The sequence below is a fragment of the Pseudomonas sp. LjRoot277 genome, assembly GCF_964253845.1.
Taxonomy (GTDB): domain Bacteria; phylum Pseudomonadota; class Gammaproteobacteria; order Pseudomonadales; family Pseudomonadaceae; genus Aquipseudomonas.
Genome location: NZ_CAXURI020000001.1, coordinates 2532687 through 2551917, shown reverse-complemented (window position 1 = coordinate 2551917; position 19231 = coordinate 2532687). Strand labels below are relative to the sequence as shown.

The following is a 19231-nucleotide window of genomic DNA, read 5'->3' as shown; positions in this document are numbered from 1 at the left end:
CGTCATGCTCCTGACCCCCAATGCCATGAGCCGGCGCATGCGCTTCGGCCTGTACTTCACGACCGGATTGATCGCGTTGTTCCTGTTGCTGCCGATCGTATTCATCGTGCTGCTGTCCTTCGGTTCCTCCCAGTGGCTGGTGTTCCCGCCACCGGGATGGACGCTGAAATGGTACGGCCAGTTCTTCTCCAACGCTGACTGGATGAACGCGGCGGTGGCCAGCCTCAAGGTCGCGGTACTGACCACGTTCTTCGCCGTGGCGCTGGGCCTGCCGACCGCTTTTGCACTGGTGCGCGGGCGCTTCCCGGGCCGTGAAATGCTCTACGGTCTGTTCACCCTGCCGATGATCGTGCCGCTGGTGATCATCGCGGTGGCGGTGTACGCACTGTTCCTCAAACTCGGTTACACCGGGACGATGTTCGCCTTTGTAGTCAGCCACGTGATTGTTGCGTTGCCGTTCACCATCATCTCGATCATCAACTCGCTGAAGCTGTTCGATCAGTCGATCGAGGATGCCGCCGTGATCTGCGGCGCCTCACGCCTGCAAGCGGTGTTCAAGGTGACCTTTCCGGCGATTCGTCCGGGCATGGTGGCCGGTGCGCTGTTTGCGTTTCTGGTGTCCTGGGATGAAGTGGTGCTGAGCGTGATGATGGCCAGCCCGACCCTGCAAACCCTTCCCGTGAAAATGTGGACCACCCTGCGCCAGGACCTGACACCCGTGATCGCCGTCGCCTCGACGCTGCTGATCGGCCTCTCGGTATTGGTCATGGTGATCGCCGCCGCCCTTCGCCGGCGCAATGAAATCAGCGCCTGAGCGCCCAGGAGTACGACATGAGTGCAGTGATCAAAGATTCCGCGCAGAGCGACCAACCGCTGGTAAGCCTGCGCAACCTGAACAAGTACTACGGCGATTTTGCCGCCGTGGACGACATCTCGCTGGACATCAAGGACGGTGAATTCCTCACGTTCCTCGGCTCCAGCGGCTCTGGTAAAAGTACAACGCTGTCGATGCTCGCCGGCTTCGAAACCCCGAGCAGCGGCGAGATCCTGGTCAATGGCCAATCGCTGGTCAACGTGCCGCCGCACAAGCGCGACATCGGCATGGTGTTTCAGCGTTATTCGCTGTTCCCGCACCTGTCGGTACGCGACAACATCGCGTTCCCATTGGCCATTCGCAAACTGGCCACCGCCGAGCGCGAGCGTCGGGTCGACGCCATGCTAAAACTGGTGCAACTGGAACAATTCGCCCATCGCCGCCCTTCGCAACTGTCCGGCGGCCAGCAGCAACGTGTGGCGATTGCTCGGGCGCTGGTTTATGAACCACGCATCCTGCTGATGGACGAACCGCTCGGCGCCCTCGACAAGAAATTGCGTGAAGACTTGCAGGATGAACTGCGCCAGCTGCACCGGCGTCTGGGCATCACCATTGTTTACGTGACCCACGACCAGGAAGAAGCGATGCGCCTGTCCCAGCGCATCGCGATTTTCAGCCACGGCAAGATCGTCGGGTTGGGCAGCGGTTACGACCTCTACCAGAATCCGCCGAATGCCTTTGTAGCTTCGTTCCTTGGTAACTCGAACTTCCTCAAGCTCAAGGCTCAGGGCAATGCGGTCGCTACGTTTGAAGGGCAATCGTTGTCGATTCGACTGACCGCAGGATTGCAAACCAATCAGGATGTGCTGCTGATGGTTCGCCCTGAAAAGGCTTTGGCATTGAGCGTTGAGCAAGCTCATCAGGAACCGCTGGCGGCAGGCTGGAATGAAGTGTCGGCGATTGTCGGTGAGGTGCTGTTCCTTGGTGAAAGCCAGACCTGCACTGTGATGACTTCCGGCGGTACCTCGATGACCGTCAAGGCACTCTCTGCCGCTGGCATGCCGATGAAGACTGGCGATCCGGTTCGGGTGCGTTGGGCCACTGCGGATGCTTGCGTTTATACCGAATGGGCTGAGAGTGATCTGAACAAGGCTGCCGGGGCGCACTAACCTTTTGACGACTCATGCCAGTGGGCCGGATTAAATAGAGTCACCCTCGGGTCGCTGCAACGTCGGGTTGTGGCGGCCTTTTTTTTGCGCTTTGGTTTGTGGGCATATCCGTTTTTTTGGTAGCGGCGGCTATTGGTTTCGCTTTTACAGCGAGTCACTTGGAAAAGCCCCAAGTAACCAAGGGCTCCTGCCCCGCCATTCGGTGCCTCGCCTAGGCTCGGCATGCCCTCACTCCGGCATTGCTCCGGGGGCCCGCCGCCATCGGCCATCCATGGCCGGGGGCGGCTACCGCGGCATCCTTGCCGCGGTGCCCCCTGCGCAACGCCTGCGTTCGGCCTCTGGGAAAGGGGCAGTAGATCAAAATCAAAAGCCACAGCCACAGAAAGATCAAAAGATCGCAGCCTCGTTTCACTCGACAGCTCCTACAGGGGAAAGGGTGTACGCACGCTCATCACCACTCAACAGGCCGAGCGTTAGCTCGCCTGCAGCCTTTGATCCTGATGCACCGCCCCCTCGAGAGGCCGAGTGAAGGTTCTGCGCAGTGGGCAACCCGGCATGGATGCCGGGTTAGCCGCCCCCGGCCATGGATGGCCGATGGCGGCGGGCCCACGGAGCAGGACCGGAGCGAGGGCATGCCGAGCCTAAGCGAGGCACCGAACGAAAGGGGCAAGAGCCCTTTGGTTACTTTGGGGCTTTTCCAAAGTGACTCGCTGTAAAAGCGAAACCGTAATCAGCCATTACCGAAGAAACGGATACACACACAACCTGGCGCAAACAAAAATGCCCGGCAGAAGCCGGGCATTCCAGACGAACTCAAGTCAGACGCTAGCTTGTGTAACCCAGTTTCGCGGCCTTGCTCTCTTGCCCCTGCCCACGCGTAGCCAGGCAGTAATACAACGGACAAGTCACCACCAACCCCACCAGCCACGACAGATCAGCCCCGTCCACCAGATTGGCATACGGCCCGACATACAACGACGTATTGGCAAACGGCAGCTGCACAATAATCCCGATGAAATACGCAACAATCGCATGCAGATTGAAACGCCCATAAATCCCGCCATCCGCACGGAAGATCGAGGCAATGTCATAGCTGCCACACTTGATCAGGTAGAAATCAATCAGATTGATCGACGCCCAAGGCACCAGCACCAGCAACAGCGCCAAAATCAACCCGATGAACTGCGAGATGAAATCCGCCGAAGCGCCCAATGCGACAAAACAGCACCCCGCCAGCACAACACTCGACAACACCACGCGCACTTTGATGCTCGGCGTCCACTGGCTGGCGAACGTCTGGATCGAGGTGATGATCGACAGCACCGCGCCATACAGATTCAAGGCGTTGTGGCTGATGATGTTGAGCAGAAACAGCACCATCAAAATCGGTCCCAGCCAGCCGGTGGACTGCTTCACTGCAACCATCGCTTCGGTGCCTTCCGGAGTGGCCAACACCGCCACTGCACCGAAAGTGAACGACAGAATGGTGCCCAGGGTCGCGCCCAGATACGTGGCGAAAAACGGTCGGGCAATCCCGATATCCGCCGGCAGGTAACGCGAGTAGTCCGACACATAAGGCGAGAAGCTGATCTGCCAGATGATCCCCAACGATACCGTGGCCAACCAGCCCGACAGGTTGAAACCGCCGCGGGTGAAGAAGTCCGCCGGCAGGTCATGGGCGAAGATGTAAAGGAAACCGGCGAGCAAGGCACTGCCCATGACCCAGGTCCCGATGCGATTGAGGGTGTGAATGAAGCGGTAACCGATCACCCCGATCGCGGAGGCGCTCAAGGCGCCGATGAGGATGCTCGCCGGCACCGGAACCGAAGGCGCGATGCCGACAATGGACTTTCCGGCCAGCACGATATTGGAGATGAAAAAGCCGATGTAGATGATCGCCGCAAAGAACACGATCAGCAGCGCACCGTAACGGCCGAACTGGCCGCGGCTCTGCACCATCTGCGGAATCCCCATGCGCGGACCTTGCGCCGACGCCAGGGCAATCACCAGACCGCCGACCATATGTCCGAGCGCAATCGCCAACAGCCCCCAGAACAGGTCAAGGTGGAACACTTGAACCACCATGGCGCCGGTCACGATGGGCAGCGGTGCAATGTTCGTACTGAACCATAAAGTGAAAAGGTCGCGGGCCTTCCCGTGGCGTTCCGCGAGTGGGACGTAATCGACCGTGTGATTCTCGATCAGGGGGTCTTGCCGGGACATCTGGGACATGTGCATGAACTCTAGTTTGTCTGATCTTATAGTTGTACGAAGCCAAACCGGGGGAGCTCTTTGGCCGCCCCTCAGATGCCGGTCATATTATGGTATTCCATCTTTTAAACAAGACTGATCCGGTCTTTGAGTGCCCATCTGATCCGCTATCCTGCCGCATAAACGCGCCCCCTGACCAACGAAAAGCCCCGTAAACATTGACCTTAAGACGGTAGGCATACGTTTATCGGGTCAAAAAAAAAGCCCTTGCAAACTATGTATTACGGTATACCATCAGACCTACAAACACATAAAAACCCGCATTACACCGCCAGAGGACCGTCCCATGATCGATGCCGCCATCTACAAACAAGTGATGGGTTCGTTTCCTTCCGGGGTGACTGTGATCACCACGCTGGATGACGATGGCCAAATCGTCGGCCTGACCGCCAGCGCCTTCAGCTCGCTGTCCATGGACCCGGCCCTGGTGCTGTTCTGCCCCAACTACAGCTCCGATTCCTATCCGGTACTGATCAAGAACAAACGCTTTGCCATTCACGTCCTGTCCGGCGGCCAGCAGAGCGAAGCCTATGCTTTCGCGCGCAAAGGCAAAGACAAGGCGCAAGGCATCGAATGGACCTTGAGCGAACTGGGTAACCCGATTCTGGCTAACGCCACGGCGGTGATCGAATGCGAGTTGTGGCGCGAATACGAAGGGGGCGACCACGCGATCATGGTTGGCGCGGTGAAGAACCTGATCGTGCCCCAGCAGAACGCCGGGCCACTGGTGTATTGCCACGGCAAAATGGGCGCCCTGCCCGTGCTGGCCTGATCCAGAAAATATTTTGCGCATAGTGCGAATTTCGATACTCCAATAATCAGCCAGCCGACTCCCGATCGACAGGCCAACAATAAAAGATCCGAGGTAAGCGTCATGAAGTTTTCCCTGTTCGTGCACATGGAACGTTGGGACGAAAGCGTCAGCCACCGTCAGCTGTTCGAAGACTTGACCGAACTGACCCTGATGGCCGAAGCCGGCGGTTTCAGCACCGTCTGGATCGGCGAACACCACGCCATGGAATACACCATCTCACCGAGCCCGATGCCGCTGCTGGCCTACCTGGCCGCCAAAACCACCACCATTCACCTCGGCGCCGGCACCATCATTGCCCCGTTCTGGCACCCGTTGCGGGTCGCCGGCGAATGCGCACTGCTGGACGTGATCAGTAACGGTCGCATGGAAGTCGGTCTGGCCCGTGGTGCCTATCAGGTGGAGTTCGACCGCATGGCCGGCGGCATGCCCGCCTCCTCCGGTGGTCAAGCGCTGCGCGAGATGGTTCCGGTGGTGCGCGCCCTGTGGCAAGGCGATTACGCCCACGATGGCGATATCTGGAAGTTCCCGACGTCCACCAGCGTGCCGAAGCCGATCCAGAAGCCTAACCCGCCGATGTGGATCGCCGCTCGCGACCCGGATTCGCACAACTTCGCTGTGGCCAATGGCTGCAACGTCATGGTCACGCCGCTGATGAAGGGCGACGAAGAAGTCCTCGACCTGAAGAACAAATTCCAGGCTGCCCTGGACAACAACCCGGACGTACCACGTCCGCAACTGATGGTGCTGCGTCACACCCACGTCCACGCGGTCGATGACCCCGAGGGCTGGAAAGTCGGGGCCAAGGCGATCTCCAGGTTCTATCGCACCTTCGATGCCTGGTTCGGCAACAAGGAAGTGCCGGTCAACGGCTTCCTGGCGCCGAGCCCGGAAGAGAAGTTCGCCGAGCGCCCGGAGTTCAAACTGGAGAGCCTGCACAAGACCGCCATGATCGGCACCCCGGAAGAAATCATCCCGCGCATCAAGTACTACCAGGAACTGGGGGTCGACGAATTCAGCTTCTGGTGCGATAACAGCCTGCCCCACGCGGAGAAGAAAAAATCCCTGGAGCTGTTCATCAAACACGTGGTCCCGGCGTTCCGCTGAGTCCACCACCCTGCCCCTCGGACGCGAAGCCGGGGGGCTGACTGACGTGTAGGGTCGATTCCAATGATCAATGATCGCCGCCCATCACTCGCCCTTCCCTCCGGCGCCGAGCAGGCTTACCTGCGCGGCGAATGGACCGCTTCGCATCTCCATTTCAAGCGCCTGCGCGCCAGCGTTACCGCCAAGCAGAACGGTTTCTGGCAACCCGTTCACTGAGCCCACCCGAACTGGAATTCACGCACCCACGTCTCGTCATCGCTGAGGCGTACCCGGTGCTTTGTGCTTCGGCCCATGATCAGGTTTGCTCAATGAACAATAAAAACGCGCTGTTGATCATCGACATGCAGCAGGAGGACGGTTTCGTCCTGGAAAACCTCGACACGGTGGTGACCCACACCGCCGCCCTGCTCGAGACCGCCCGCCATCAACGGGTGCCTGTCATCTATACCCGCCACATCAATCAGGCCGACGGCAGTGATTTGCCGCGCGGCGAACCGCGAGCGGCCGACGGCGGTCCCAGCAGTTATCGCGCCGACACCCGGCAGGTGGAAATCATCGAACATCTGGCGCCGCAGCCTGATGAACTCATTATCGACAAGGGCCGTTACAGCGCCTTCCATCGCACCGACCTGGATGCCCGACTCAAGGCGCTCGGGGTCGACACCCTGATCGTCTGCGGCGTGTTGACCGATGTCTGTGTGCTCAGCACGGTGTTCGATGCCTTCGCCCTGGGTTATCACATTCGGCTGGTCAGCGATGCCTGCACCACGACCACACTGGCAGGACATTACTCGGCGTTGCTGATCATGGCCAACTGGGTCTACGCCCTGGAAATCCTGACCTGCGCCGAATGCCTGCGAGCCCTGGAGAACCGCGATTATCTAAGCCTGATTCCCGAGCGCCCGGACCTGTTCGCCCACCAGCCCCATGAGCTGGAAAGCACCATCGCCCGCTTGCAAACCCACCTCGCCCGGACTCAGGAGTAATCGCCATGCAAGTCGAAAAAAGAAGCATCGATTTCATCCCTGAAACCGAACGCCATGGCCAACCGGGCTCGCTGTTTTTCATCTGGTTCGGCGCCAACATGAACATCACGACCATCGCGTCCGGCGTGTTGCCGGTGGTGATGGGGTTGAATCTGTTCTGGAGCGCACTGGCGATCATCATCGGCTCGCTCCTGGGGGCGATTTTCATGGCCTCCCATTCTGCCCAGGGGCCAAAACTCGGCATCCCGCAAATGATCCAGAGCAGGGCCCAGTTCGGCGTGCTGGGAGCGGTGTTGCCGCTGCTGTTCGTGATGCTGATCTACCTCGGGTTCTTCGTCAGCAACACCTTGCTCGCCGCCCAGGCATTGGAGTCCGTCAGCCCGTTGCCGGCCACCGGCAACATCTACCTGATCGGGGCGTTGTGCTTTGTCGTCGCGCTCTACGGTTATCGCCTGATCCATCGCCTGCAGAAAGTGCTGTCGCTGCTTTCGTTGTTGGTGTTCATCGCCGCTACGGTGCTCGCTTTGCAGCTGCCGATCCCGGCCGAACAATGGCTGGCAACGGGTTTCTCGTTGTCGAAGTTTCTGGTGGCGGTGAGCATTGCCGTGACCTGGCAACTGTCCTATGCGCCGTATGTGGCCGACTACTCGCGTTACCTGCCGAGCAGCACGCCGACCGCCAAAGTGTTCTGGTACAGCTACGCCGGCACGGTCAGCGGCGGTGCCTGGATGATGATTCTCGGGGCGATCCTCAGCGTCGGCATCAGCGACTTTTCAAGCAACGTCGGCGGCCATGTCGCCGGGCTGTTTGGTGGTGGTGCGCTGCTGCTGTTCGCCTTCATCGTCTATGGCCAGGTATCGATCAATGTGTTCAACCTGTACGGCGCCTTCATGTCGACCATTACCGTGATCGAACCCTTTGCCCGGCTCAAGGTGACGCCTCGGGTACGCGGCCTGTTCATGCTGGTGATCAGCCTGGTGGCCACCGCCTTGTGCACCATCAGTCAGGACGACTTCATCACCTTCTTCCTCAACTTCATTTTCTTCATGAGCTATTTCCTGATCCCTTGGACAGCGATCAATCTGGTGGACTACTACTGCCTGCGCAAAGGCCAGTACCGGATCGATGACATCTTCGACAAGGACGGGATCTACGGGCGCATCAACTGGATCGCCTGCGGCAGTTTCGTGTTGGCAATCGCCCTGGAAATCCCCTTCATGAACACCACGTTGTATGTCGGCCCGGTGGCCAACGCTCTGGATGGCGTAGACCTGGCCTGGATCGTCGGGTTGCTGGTGCCCGCCCTCAGCTACTACTGGCTGATGAAACTCGCCAAGCGTGCTCCGATGGTGGGTCAAGCGTCGCAGTAAATCGCTGAGCACAACGCCGGCCACGGTCGGCGTTGTGTCGCTCGAATCAATAAAGCCGAATTTCAGGCAAAAAAAATCCCAGGCAGCTGATGGACGCCTGGGACTCAAAATGCATAAACCGTGGTGGTGAACGCGGGGCGAATATTACTTAATATTTCTGCCTGTAACAATATGTTTTTATTCACTATCCAGTTACTAAATCTTCTAACTCATTAAATATCCACACATTTTTTATGGCAGAACACCGACAGGGACCGATTTAGAGGTACCAGCGATACTCCCGCGCACTGATGTCCTGCAGGAATGCCAAATGGTCCTGGCGCTTGTTTTCGCAGTAGACATCTACAAACTCCGCCCCCAAACCCTCGCGCAGCTGCGCGTTGTTTTGCATCGAACGCACGGCCTCCAGCATCTCCAGCGGGAAGTCGATTCCGCTGCCACGATCTTCGTTGAGGGGTGCAATCGGTTCACGCCCCACTTCCAGCCCTTGCTCCAGCCCTACCAGAATCGCCGCCAACACGAGATAAGGATTGGCATCCGCGCCCGCCAGGCGATGTTCGATGCGCAGATTCTTAGCGTCCGACTCAGGCACCCGCAGGCAGGCGTCACGATCTTCAAAGCCCCAACTGGCGCGCGTCGCGACATTCACCGTGCCGCTCAAGCGACGCATTGCGTTGTGATTCGGTGCAAAGATCGGCATGCAATGCGGCAACACTTCAAGGCAGCCGGCCACTGCATGGCGCAGTGCCTGCTGATCGTTAGCCGCCAACAAGTTGGTTCCCGCCTCGTCGTAAAGGCTCACATGCACATGCATGCCGCTACCGGGGTGCTGCAAGTAGGGTTTGGCCATGAAGCTGGCGCGGTGGTTGTGCTTGAGGGCCACCCCCCGTGTGCTGCGGCAGAACAGGGCCGCCCAGTCGGCCGCACGCAGGCCGTCGTCAAGGTGACCGAAATTGATCTCGAACTGGCCCGGGCCCAACTCCGCAGTGATCACCGTGGCATCGATGCCTTGCGCCCGCGCCGTTTCGACCATGTCATCGAGTACCGGTGAAAATCTCGACAGCCGTTCGATGTGCATATTCGGCTGATCATCGGCATCGTCCGTCAGCTGATCGCGAGGGAACTGTGGCAAGCCGTCACGTAGCTGGCGATCGAACAGATAGAACTCCAGTTCGAACGCGACCACGGGGAAAATCCCTTTTCGGCCAAGGCGCTCAAGCACCTGCGCCAACACTTCGCGCGGCTCGAAGACGATTGGCTTTTCAGTACCGCTGGAGGTAATCAGCATCTGCCCCAGCAGTTGTTTTTCCCAACTCACCGGCTTGAGCGTACCGGGCACCAGGCGGCGTGGAGCATCCGGGTCGCCGTCGTTGAAACAGTAGTCGCCGATTTTGAACAGACCGCCCTGCGTACCCAGCAACACACAGTTTTGTGGCAGCTTGAGCACGCTGCCTGCGGCAACTTTCTCGAGCATGTCTATCGGGTAGCGCTTACCGTAAAAATGCCCGGGGATGTCCAGGGAAATCAGGTCAACGTAACGCACCTGCGGGAAGCGCTGACGAAACGCGCGAACCTCAGCAACCAGATCAGAGCAGACAGCATCCATCGTTAGTGTTCCTTGTTGTTTTTATCAGGTGTAAACCCAAAGCACCCGGGCGAGCTGATCCGAGAGGTTGCCGTAGCGGCAATGCGTATGACTGGCCAGCTGAAAACTGTCGCCGGTGCGCAATGTCACCGGCTTATCGTCATCCAGCCACAGCGTCAGTTCACCCTCGAGGACATAGCCACCCTGCTCCGAGCTGTCGTTCATGTGCCGATCACCACTGCTGGCGCCGGGCTCCAGTTGGCTTTCAAGCATTGAAAAGGACGCCCTCATCTTCGGAGAGACGAGGATGTCGGTAATCCCGTCGGCGTAGTACAGCGTGCGTCGCTCATCCGGGCGGGTCACCCAAGGCAATGCCATGGGCTTGGGCAAGCTATAGAAATAGGTGGTCGGCACGCCGAGGGTTTCGCTGATGGCGGTCAAGTCCGCCACCGTGGGACGTGACAACCCCCGCTCGACTTGCGAGAGAAAGCCGACCGAACGACCGATTTTGTCCGCCAGCTCTTTGAGCGTGTACTTTTTGTGTTTGCGCAGGTCCTGGATCAGGATCGCCAGCGCCGAGATTTCTTCTTGCATGTCCATCTAAAGGCTTCCAGAAATTGATGTTTCAAAGGCTGTCGCGCAGCCGATACCAGGCCTTGCCGATGGCTTCCAATGGCGCTGCCAAATACTTTCCACCGGGAAAACTGCCGTTGATCAAACCCTGGTACAACGCCAGCTCATCCGGCTGGCCAAGTATCGCGTCGGACACGGCACGCGCCCCGGCCAATGTCGGCAGCACGCCATGTCCGGAGTAACCCTGTAGCCAGTAGAGATCGCCACGTCGACCGATATCAGGCGTGCGTTTGAGGGTCAGATCGATGTGTCCTCCCCAGGCAAAGTCCAGTTCGACGCCCTTGAGCTGGGGAAACACGCGCTCCAGATAGGGCCGCGTGGCGGCGGCGATGTCCTTCGGCATGCCGCCCAAATAGGTGCAACCACCGCCGAACAGCAGGCGGTTGTCCGGTGTACGGCGGAAATAATCGAGGACAAACTGGTTGTCGGTGACGCACACATTGCCGGGTAGCAGCGCGGTCGCCTGTTGCGCTGAAAGTGGCGCGGTGGCCACCTGATAAGTGCCAACCGGTAATACGCAACTCGACAGCTTCGGATCAAGCCGATCGAGGTAGGCATTGCACGCCAGCACCAGCACGTCAGCGCGAATGCGACCGCGCTCAGTGGTGACCACGTAACGATCGCCATCTTCGCGATAACTCAACGCCTTGCTCTGTTCATAAATGCGTCCACCGGACTGTTCAATCGCAGCGGCCAGGCCGAGCGCCAGTTTCAGCGGATTCAAATGCCCGCCTTCAGGATCGAACAGGCCCGCCTGGTAGCGCTCACTGGCGACCCAATCAGGCAACGCCTCGCGCGAAATGAACTGCAAACCATCGTGGCCCCACTTGTGGCTGGCCTCGTGTTGCCATTCTGTCAGCAGACTCACCCGACGCGGCATCACCGACGTCCAGAGGTGGCCGGGCCGATAGTCACAATCAAAATCATGGCGCGCGGGCAAATCTCGCAACTCCCGTGCCGCCCAGCGCATGCTGTCCCATAACCGGCGCGCTCGCTCATAACCCAGCGCCGCCTCCAACGGCGGCATGTCACACGACCAACCGAGAATGGCCTGACCGCCATTTCGACCGGAGGCGGCCCAGGCCACCCGACTGGCTTCCAGCAACGTCACGCGCTTGCCGGCCAGTGCCAGACGCAACGCAGTATGCAACCCACTGAAGCCGGCCCCGATGATCAACACTTCGGTGTCCTGCTCGCCCTCAAGAACAGCTCGATCCACCAAGCGATCCGCGCAGGTGTGGGCGTAATAGCTGGCGACGTGCTGGGTAGATTGCTGAAACATGCGGGCCTCGTGAATTTTTATACTTATAATTTCATGAAAAAGTACATGTTAAATTTCACGATCGCAACCTCTCAAGACGCAAAAAAAATCCCGCCCAAGGGAACCCGGGCGGGATTTTTTCTAAGCAGGCAGCGTTATCGAAGCACCACTGCCGACGTTTCAGGCGACAGGAATCATCGGATCCGCTGAAGCCAGCGCAGTGACACGGTCAGCCGCGGGCGGGTAGATCCACATCGTGTTGATCTGGGTTTTCAGCGCTTTGGCTTCCTCTTTGACCAACTTCACCTGGCGGTCCCAACCCTCGGTGTAGACCGCGCCCCAGGCCCCCAGATCCAGACAGGTCACGTATTTGGGCTGGCTGTACGGGGTCGGGTCCACGCCCAGAATCTGTGCGGCAACGTTGTTACCGGCATGACGACCCAGCGAGATGGCGTGCTGACAGGTCATCAATGCGAAGTTGCCAATGTCATCGCTGGCGGCGTAGGCCACGTCGCCGGTGGCGAAGATGTCTTCCTGGCCAATGACTTTCAAATGAGCGTCGACGTGCAGACGACCCAGGTGATCGCGTTCGGCCGGAATCTGCTCGGTCAACGAACTGGCGCGCACACCGGTGGTCCAGACGACGGTTTTGGCATCGATGCGCTGACCATCGGCCAGGGTCACACCATTTTCATCGACGGCGACGACCGACGATTTCAAGCGCCATTTCACGCCCGTTTCAATGCTGGCTTCAGCGATTGATTCGGCGATCTCGGCGCCCATGGACCCGCCAACTTTCTCGCCACGATCAACGATGATCACTTCTATGTCGGCACGATCACCCAGGATGGCACGCAGACGCGCAGGCATTTCAGTCGCGGTTTCGATCCCGGTGAAGCCACCGCCGGCCACCACTACGGTGTTGCGGGCGTTGCTTTCTGGCAGGTTGACCAAGGACTTGAGGTGATTTTCCAGGCGTACGGCCTGCTCGATCTGATCCACGTCGAAGGCGTGTTCCGCCACACCTGGCGTGTTCGGCAGTGCCAGACGGCTGCCAGTTGCCAGAACGAGTTTGTCGTAGCTGCACACTTGCTGGTTGCCGGATGCATCGAGGTAGCCGACACGTTTTTGCGCAACATCGATGGTCTCGGCAGAGCCCTTGATGAAACGGACGCCGACCGCATCGAACAGTTCGCCGATCGGTGCGGCCAGTTGGTGAGCATTCGGCTCGTAGAAGCGCGGACGGACTCGCAGCTCGGCCTGAGGGGCCAGAACGGTCACTTCAACGTCGTTGTGGCCATGAATGTCGAACAGACGCGTGGCGCTCAAAGCCGTCCACATGCCACCGAAACCTGCGCCGATAACCAGGATGTGCTGTTTCATTTTTAACTCCGGGGAGAAGACCAAGTGATGAGTTCGTTAAAGGTCACGCTCTTCGGTAGCGACTGCTTACCACTGCTGACCGGACAACGGCGACTATATTTATCCTAGTTACTTGGCACAAAACGAAATTACTGATGGTTAGTATCGAAAGTTTTGATTAGTCCAAAAAGGCTTATACACAGCAACTCCTGCCGCACAACGAGCAGTGGATACGCGACCGGATGCGTTGCTCGGTTCGCTTTCCGCTGTTAACATTTACGACAACTTTAGTCGGAGATCGACATGTCTCTTTACAGCGCAGGCGTTGAGTACGGCATTCATTGCCTGATTTTTTTGGTGGGCAATTGCGGCGACACCCGCGAGGCGAGCGTGCGCGACCTTGCTGAGCTGCAAGGCGTACCACAGGACTATCTGGCAAAAATCTTCACCAAACTGGCCAAGGCAAAACTGGTGGTCGCCACTGAAGGCGTGCGCGGCGGGTTCAAGCTGGCCCGGCCTTCTGACGAAATCAGCATTCTGGATATCGTCAATGCCATCGACGGCCAGAAGCTCATCTTCGATTGCCGGGAGATTCGTGGGCGTTGCGCCTTGTTCGAAGGTTCCGCGCCGGCGTGGGCGCTGGCAGGTCCCTGCGCAGTTCATGCCGCCATGATGACCGCGCAGAAACGCATGGAAGACGCCCTCGCCCAGCAGACCATTCTTGATCTCGCGAGGAAGGTCGGACGAAAAGCGCCAGCGCAATTCAATGCCCAGGTGGACAACTGGATGAATGATCGTCGGGAAAAGAAAATCAGTGCGAGCACTCAGGCAAGCGACGACCCGATCATCCAGGTGACCGATATCACCGACTAAACCTTACAGACAATCACGCACGGCCTGACGCAACGCCCCGGATTTCGCCCAGGGCGGCCCCTGATAAAGCGATACGTGGCTGCCATCCTTCGATTTCACGATATCCACAATCTCGTCGGCCGTGATGATGCTTGGCGCAGTGACCCTGTAGCCATTGGAAATCGCCGATTGGCTCGTGTTGGGTATCTCCCGCTGCCACGCCGGCAGCACGCACGCGGCATAGTCTTTCGGCGCCTTGTTGCTGTACTTGCTGAGATTGGGCTCACCTGGCACCAGGGACGCGGGTAACGAACAGCCCGCCAGCAACGCCAACCCTACTCCCCCAATCAATTTGCGCATGACGCTTCCTTATCCCGAAAAAGGGGAATGTAGCGTGTCGCTGTCCAGACATCCATCCTTTGCACTGACCTCAGCAAGGGGCGCTGTGCTCGCCGGGATCCGGATACGACCTCTCGTTCAGATAAGTCATCCATCTTTCATACGCTTCATGCTGCCATTGAGTGACCCGCTCCCATTCCGGGCCGCTCATCTGATGGGCAGAAATCAGTTTCATCATTTCCGTGGTGGCCGCGTCCAGATCAACGATCAGCTCATGGGCATGAAATCTAAAGTCATCAGTAGCCGTCATTTGAAGTTGCCTCGCCCTAGCAAAAGTTCACTACTTTCCTACGACATCAGATCTGCGGGTTCGCGTTCATTTTCCCGACAAAAGGCTGCACCAACGGTCCAGACGAACAAAACGCCCTGACCTGGGAAATGGGACTAAAATTTCGTAGCGGAGATTGGCAGGAGGTCATCATGTGGCTTAACGAATCTGAAAACGAACTTCGGCGTGACCTGCAAGGCCTTGCGTCGGATTTAAGATGGTCAGCGGTAGAGCTTTTGCGCATCGCAGAGCAACTACGCCTGGCCGGCAATGACGTGGATGCGCAAGCAATCCTGAAGCTGTGTGAGTTGTTTCAGGGAGATGAAGAACGACTGAAGGGTTATGCCGAGGAAGTCAAAGCCAAGATTATCACTCGAACGAAAGCTCAATAGCAGGAGCACTGCCATGCACAAGCCTCTATGCGCGCTGGTCGTTGTACTGGCCGCGTCAGGTGGCTGCAGCACCGAATCGCGTGTCTATCGCGATCAACCGCTGGTCGCAAAGGTCGAGACCGGCATGAGCAAGGATCAAGTCCAGCAGATTGGCGGCCAGCCTTTATCCATAACGGATCGCACCGTTGAGCCCGGCACTTGCTTTGACTACAAGCTGACGCAGGCCGGCCATCAGCAAACGTACAACGTCAGTTTCGATGGCAGGGGCAAGGTCGACCATAAAAGTTTCATGACCTGCGCGGAATGGAGTAACGCGCAGCAAAAAGCCCGAGAGCCTTCCCGCAGCACCGGTGGTGGTGGTTATTAGCTCAAGACCTCAGCGCCAGCCAAAGAAAAGCCCCGGCGAACCGGGGCTGAAAGTGCGCTATTTATCTGACTTCTGGCTGCGTGCAGGCCGACTGGCTCTGGCCTTGTAGCCGGGAAGAGCGGCGGCAAAGGCCAGTGCTTCCTCTTTACTGCCAAAGGCTCCAAGCCGGTCACCTTTGGTGCACACCCGCCATGGGCCGTTGTTCACGCTGAGTACGTCATAACCGTTCATGTGCATTTTGGTCAGCATCGGAACGCTCATAGTCACCTCCATTTCGGCAGTGATGATCCTGGATTCACTTGAATACCTTACACCCGACCTTCGATGAAGTGCCAACCAGACGTCGCGCCAGGATTCCGACATCCGGTTGCACTTTCAACCTCGTCCATCACTCCAACCTTTGAGACAGACGCCTCGGCTCGAATATTGCACTTTTATGACTGATTAATGACAAGCGGTAATCAGGTAATACATGAAAGTACGCGCGACGGTCATTTGCGAGCAGGACCGGCACATTCTCCTGGTGCGCAAGCCGAGGAGTCGCTGGATGCTGCCCGGCGGAAAGGTTGAGCGTGGTGAAGCCATTGCCGACGCCGCCACACGAGAGCTTCAGGAAGAGACAGGGCTTGGGGTCGACGGGATGCTGTACCTGATGGAGTTGCAAACGGCCAGCACCCGACACCATGTGTACGAGGCTTTTGTGACGAACCCGGGTGAGGCCCGCCCGCAAAACGAAATTTTCGATTGCATCTGGTATCCGCTGGACGCGGTCCAGAACCTCAACACAAGCGACGCCACGCTCAAAATCATCAAAGCGTTTCAGCGTCGCCTGTAAGGCTCTCTATCCCGCGGCCAACGCCATCGCGGCCTTATCGATGAACGCTGCAATCTCGACCGGCATCGACGCCAGGGACGCATGGCTGGCATTCAGGGTCAGGATCTCCCTGGTGTTCAGCCGCCCCGCCATCCATTGCTGATTGTCTGGCGAGATCATCCTGTCATCCATAGAAACCTGATACCACGACGGCTTCTTCTTCCACGCCACCGTGGTAATGGTGTCGCCGAAGGTGCTGGCCAGCGGCGCTTTCTGGGTGATGCCCATCACCAACCCTTCGGTCTTGGGCAGGTCCTGGCAGAAGCTTTCGTGATAGAGCTCGGGTTTGACCCACAGATAACCGTCGCTGTCGGGAGCCAGGTTGGCCGCCGCTGCGGGTGGATGCCGTTGCGTGATGCCGCCGGGACTTTCACCGGCGTCCGGCGCGAAGGCAGCGATGTACACCAGCCCCACCACATTCGGTTGATCGCCGGCCTCGGTAATCACCGCGCCGCCATAGGAATGCCCCACCAGCAACACGGGCCCAGGCACTTGGGCGACCATCTTGCGCGTGCGCTCTGCATCGTCGGCCAATGAAGTCAGCGGCATCTCCACCGCGCGGATGTTCGTAATGCCCTTGTGAATCAACTCGGCGATGACCTTGTTCCAGTGGGCAGCACCGCCCCAAAAACCATGGACCAGCACGATTGTGGGTTTGTCGCTCATCACGATGACTCCGATTGAGGATGGGGTTATTGGCGAGTCGCGTCAGCCCTGGTCGCCGCCACCGACCGGCATGATCATGCCGGTGATATAGGACGCTTCGTCGCTGGCCAGAAACAGAATAGCGCTTGCCTGCTCATCCAGCGTGCCATAGCGCTTCATCAAACTGCTGTCGAGCGTCTGGTCGACAATCTGCTGATACCAGACCTTCTCTTGCTCGCTCTGATCGGCGCTGTTGCGCGGAATGACCCGCGGCGGCGCTTCGGTGCCACCGGGCGCGGTGGCATTGACCCGAATCCCGCGACCGGCGGTTTCGAAGGCCAGGCAAGCGGTCAGCGCATTGACCCCACCCTTCGCTGCACCGTACGGCACGCGATTGACACTGCGCGTGGCGATGGACGAAACGTTGACGATGGCACCGCTCCCCTGCTCAAGCATGAACGGCAGCGCGGCATGACAGCACCACAGCGTCGGGAACAGCGAACGGCGCACTTCGGCCTCGATCTGCGACGCTTCGTAATGCTCAAAAGGCTTAGTCCAGATCGTCCCGCCCACATTATTGACCAGCACATCCAGACGCCCGAAACGCTCGACGGCGGTTTGCATGACGCGGCTGCATTCGCTGTATTGCTCAAGATCGGCGGTCAGCGCGAGCACCTGGCTGCCCTGCCCCAATTGCTGCTGAACCTCGAACACCAGCTCGGAGCGATCGACCAGAATCAACCGCGCCCCTTCCGCCGCCATGCGTTCGGCAACACGCCGACCGATGCCTTGGGCAGCGCCGGTGATCAGCGCGACTTTTTCGTGGAATCTGTTCATACATACCTCGTGGCGAAGATCAATTTCGCAGGGAATCGGCTATCTGTAGCAGCTGCCGAGCCTGCGAGGCTGCGTTCGGCTGCGAAGCAGTCGTGAGATCAGTGCATGCGGTGCATCAGGAAGACCGTGCACTCAAGTTTCACGACTGCTTCGCAGCCGAACGCAGCCTCGCAGGCTCGGCAGCTGCTACAAAGACGGTGTCGTTGCTGATACTTACGCCGCGCTGGCGGCAAATTTCTCGTAGTAAAAGTTTGTCGGCGCGATGCCTTTTTCACGGATGAACTGGCTGACGGCCTCGACCATCGGCGGCGGGCCGCACAGGTAGACATCGACGTCGCCTTCGTTCAAATGCTGCGGCTCGATGTGTTGGGTCACGTAGCCCTTGAGCGGATGCTGGCTGTCGGGGTTGGCGACGCAGGCGCTGAAGCTGAAGTTCGGGATTCGCGCGGCAAAGGCTTCGAGTCGATCCATTTCCACCAGATCGAAATCGTTGGTCACGCCGTAGATCAAATGCAGCGGATGCTCACTGCCCTGCTCGGCGATTTTTTCCAGCATCGCCGTGAACGGCGCCAGCCCCGTACCACCGGCCAGCAGCAACAACGGACGGCGAATGTCGCGCAAGTAGAAACTGCCCAACGGCCCGGCCAGGCTCATGCTGTCGCCCGCCTTGGCCATACCGGTGAGAAAGCTGCTCATCAAGCCGCCGGGCACGTTGCGGATCAGGAAACTGACTTCGCCGTCGCGCTGCAACGAGCTGAACGAATAGGCTCGGGTCTGCTCGCTGCCGGGAATCCCGAGGTTCACGTATTGCCCCGGCAGGAACGCCAGTTTGCTCAGGGCTTCGCCCTTGACCGACAGCGCGATGGTGCTGTCGGACAACTGGCGCACGGCGCTGATGGTCGCGTCGTAACTGGCCTGACGGGTGCGGCACACTTCGGAAGAGGTCGGCACGCGCACCACGCAATCGCTCTGGGCGCGCATCTGGCAGGTCAGGACGAAACCTTGCTCGGCCTCTTCCGCGCTGAGTGCGTCTTCGATGTACTCCTCGCCCAAATCATAACGGCCGGCCTCGGCGAAGCATTTGCAGGTACCGCAGGCGCCGTCGCGGCAATCCAGTGGAATATTGATGCCTTGGCGATACGCGGCATCGGCCACGGTTTCGCCGACATTGGCGTCGATGAATCGGGTGACGCCGTCTTCAAAATTGAATGCAATGGAATGAGTCATG

22 protein-coding genes are annotated in these 19231 nt (G+C 58.7%); 11 read left to right on the top strand and 11 right to left on the bottom strand.

The window, feature by feature from the left end:
- Window positions 1–4: 4 nt before the first annotated feature.
- Both ACSQ87_RS12095 and ACSQ87_RS12090 read left to right on the top strand, forming a co-directional pair.
- Complete coding sequence (locus ACSQ87_RS12095; RefSeq protein WP_056740508.1) at window positions 5–814, top strand: ABC transporter permease; 810 nt, start codon at window positions 5–7, stop codon at window positions 812–814.
- A 17-nt stretch (window positions 815–831) separates the two neighbouring features.
- The gene (locus ACSQ87_RS12090; RefSeq protein WP_223431481.1) at window positions 832–1983 is read left to right on the top strand and encodes an ABC transporter ATP-binding protein; all 1152 of its coding nucleotides are present in this window, start codon (window positions 832–834) and stop codon (window positions 1981–1983) included.
- 825 nt (window positions 1984–2808) lie between these two features.
- On the opposite strand, the gene ACSQ87_RS12085 is transcribed toward ACSQ87_RS12090, so the two are convergent.
- Window positions 2809–4215 (bottom strand): purine-cytosine permease family protein, encoded by a 1407-nt coding sequence (locus ACSQ87_RS12085; RefSeq protein WP_223432214.1) that lies wholly within the window; start codon window positions 4213–4215, stop codon window positions 2809–2811.
- Window positions 4216–4540: 325 nt separating this feature from the next.
- Here ACSQ87_RS12085 and ACSQ87_RS12080 point away from each other — a divergent pair, with 325 nt between their 5' ends.
- From ACSQ87_RS12080 to ACSQ87_RS12060, 5 genes are all read left to right on the top strand, one after another.
- Entirely contained in the window at window positions 4541–5026 is a 486-nt protein-coding gene (locus ACSQ87_RS12080; RefSeq protein ID WP_056740501.1) for a flavin reductase family protein, read from the top strand.
- Between the two features lie 102 nt (window positions 5027–5128).
- Window positions 5129–6172, top strand: coding sequence for an LLM class flavin-dependent oxidoreductase (locus ACSQ87_RS12075; RefSeq protein ID WP_123722584.1), 1044 nt, complete (start codon window positions 5129–5131; stop codon window positions 6170–6172).
- Window positions 6173–6235: 63 nt separating this feature from the next.
- The gene (locus tag ACSQ87_RS12070; RefSeq protein WP_177338838.1) at window positions 6236–6388 is read left to right on the top strand and encodes a hypothetical protein; all 153 of its coding nucleotides are present in this window, start codon (window positions 6236–6238) and stop codon (window positions 6386–6388) included.
- A gap of 92 nt (window positions 6389–6480) precedes the next feature.
- Window positions 6481–7158: a cysteine hydrolase family protein gene (locus tag ACSQ87_RS12065; protein WP_223432213.1), complete on the top strand. Its 678-nt coding sequence runs from the start codon at window positions 6481–6483 to the stop codon at window positions 7156–7158.
- Window positions 7159–7163: 5 nt separating this feature from the next.
- A complete protein-coding gene (locus ACSQ87_RS12060; RefSeq protein WP_223432212.1) occupies window positions 7164–8528 on the top strand; it encodes a purine-cytosine permease family protein in 1365 nt (454 codons plus the stop codon).
- A gap of 259 nt (window positions 8529–8787) precedes the next feature.
- Here the strand turns inward: ACSQ87_RS12060 and ACSQ87_RS12055 are convergent, their stop codons facing one another.
- The 4 genes from ACSQ87_RS12055 to ACSQ87_RS12040 form a co-directional block, all read right to left on the bottom strand.
- Complete coding sequence (locus tag ACSQ87_RS12055) at window positions 8788–10134, bottom strand: glutamine synthetase family protein (protein ID WP_223432211.1); 1347 nt, start codon at window positions 10132–10134, stop codon at window positions 8788–8790.
- Between the two features lie 24 nt (window positions 10135–10158).
- The gene (locus ACSQ87_RS12050) at window positions 10159–10713 is read right to left on the bottom strand and encodes a helix-turn-helix domain-containing protein (protein WP_008154577.1); all 555 of its coding nucleotides are present in this window, start codon (window positions 10711–10713) and stop codon (window positions 10159–10161) included.
- A gap of 25 nt (window positions 10714–10738) precedes the next feature.
- Entirely contained in the window at window positions 10739–12028 is a 1290-nt protein-coding gene (locus ACSQ87_RS12045) for an NAD(P)/FAD-dependent oxidoreductase (RefSeq protein ID WP_223432210.1), read from the bottom strand.
- Window positions 12029–12187: 159 nt separating this feature from the next.
- Entirely contained in the window at window positions 12188–13390 is a 1203-nt protein-coding gene (locus tag ACSQ87_RS12040; protein WP_223432209.1) for an NAD(P)/FAD-dependent oxidoreductase, read from the bottom strand.
- Between the two features lie 282 nt (window positions 13391–13672).
- Here ACSQ87_RS12040 and ACSQ87_RS12035 point away from each other — a divergent pair, with 282 nt between their 5' ends.
- On the top strand, window positions 13673–14242 hold the full coding sequence (locus tag ACSQ87_RS12035; protein WP_223432208.1) for an RrF2 family transcriptional regulator: 570 nt from the start codon (window positions 13673–13675) through the stop codon (window positions 14240–14242).
- Between the two features lie 3 nt (window positions 14243–14245).
- Here the strand turns inward: ACSQ87_RS12035 and ACSQ87_RS12030 are convergent, their stop codons facing one another.
- Both ACSQ87_RS12030 and ACSQ87_RS12025 read right to left on the bottom strand, forming a co-directional pair.
- The gene (locus tag ACSQ87_RS12030) at window positions 14246–14581 is read right to left on the bottom strand and encodes a hypothetical protein (RefSeq protein WP_223432207.1); all 336 of its coding nucleotides are present in this window, start codon (window positions 14579–14581) and stop codon (window positions 14246–14248) included.
- 70 nt (window positions 14582–14651) lie between these two features.
- The gene (locus ACSQ87_RS12025; RefSeq protein ID WP_223432206.1) at window positions 14652–14870 is read right to left on the bottom strand and encodes a hypothetical protein; all 219 of its coding nucleotides are present in this window, start codon (window positions 14868–14870) and stop codon (window positions 14652–14654) included.
- Window positions 14871–15040: 170 nt separating this feature from the next.
- On the opposite strand from ACSQ87_RS12025, the gene ACSQ87_RS12020 reads away from it, so the two are divergent.
- Together ACSQ87_RS12020 and osmE are read left to right on the top strand one after the other, a co-directional pair.
- On the top strand, window positions 15041–15280 hold the full coding sequence (locus ACSQ87_RS12020) for a hypothetical protein (RefSeq protein WP_223432205.1): 240 nt from the start codon (window positions 15041–15043) through the stop codon (window positions 15278–15280).
- Between the two features lie 13 nt (window positions 15281–15293).
- Complete coding sequence (gene osmE / locus ACSQ87_RS12015; protein WP_223432204.1) at window positions 15294–15647, top strand: osmotically-inducible lipoprotein OsmE; 354 nt, start codon at window positions 15294–15296, stop codon at window positions 15645–15647.
- 57 nt (window positions 15648–15704) lie between these two features.
- On the opposite strand, the gene ACSQ87_RS12010 is transcribed toward osmE, so the two are convergent.
- Entirely contained in the window at window positions 15705–15908 is a 204-nt protein-coding gene (locus tag ACSQ87_RS12010; RefSeq protein WP_056740478.1) for a hypothetical protein, read from the bottom strand.
- Window positions 15909–16119: 211 nt separating this feature from the next.
- Here ACSQ87_RS12010 and ACSQ87_RS12005 point away from each other — a divergent pair, with 211 nt between their 5' ends.
- Complete coding sequence (locus ACSQ87_RS12005) at window positions 16120–16482, top strand: NUDIX hydrolase (RefSeq protein WP_223432203.1); 363 nt, start codon at window positions 16120–16122, stop codon at window positions 16480–16482.
- 6 nt (window positions 16483–16488) lie between these two features.
- On the opposite strand, the gene ACSQ87_RS12000 is transcribed toward ACSQ87_RS12005, so the two are convergent.
- The 3 genes from ACSQ87_RS12000 to benC form a co-directional block, all read right to left on the bottom strand.
- A complete protein-coding gene (locus tag ACSQ87_RS12000) occupies window positions 16489–17187 on the bottom strand; it encodes an alpha/beta hydrolase (RefSeq protein ID WP_223432202.1) in 699 nt (232 codons plus the stop codon).
- 42 nt (window positions 17188–17229) lie between these two features.
- On the bottom strand, window positions 17230–18003 hold the full coding sequence (locus ACSQ87_RS11995) for a 1,6-dihydroxycyclohexa-2,4-diene-1-carboxylate dehydrogenase (protein ID WP_008154556.1): 774 nt from the start codon (window positions 18001–18003) through the stop codon (window positions 17230–17232).
- 213 nt (window positions 18004–18216) lie between these two features.
- Complete coding sequence (gene benC / locus ACSQ87_RS11990; RefSeq protein ID WP_223432201.1) at window positions 18217–19230, bottom strand: benzoate 1,2-dioxygenase electron transfer component BenC; 1014 nt, start codon at window positions 19228–19230, stop codon at window positions 18217–18219.
- Between the last annotated feature and the right edge of the window lies 1 nt (window position 19231).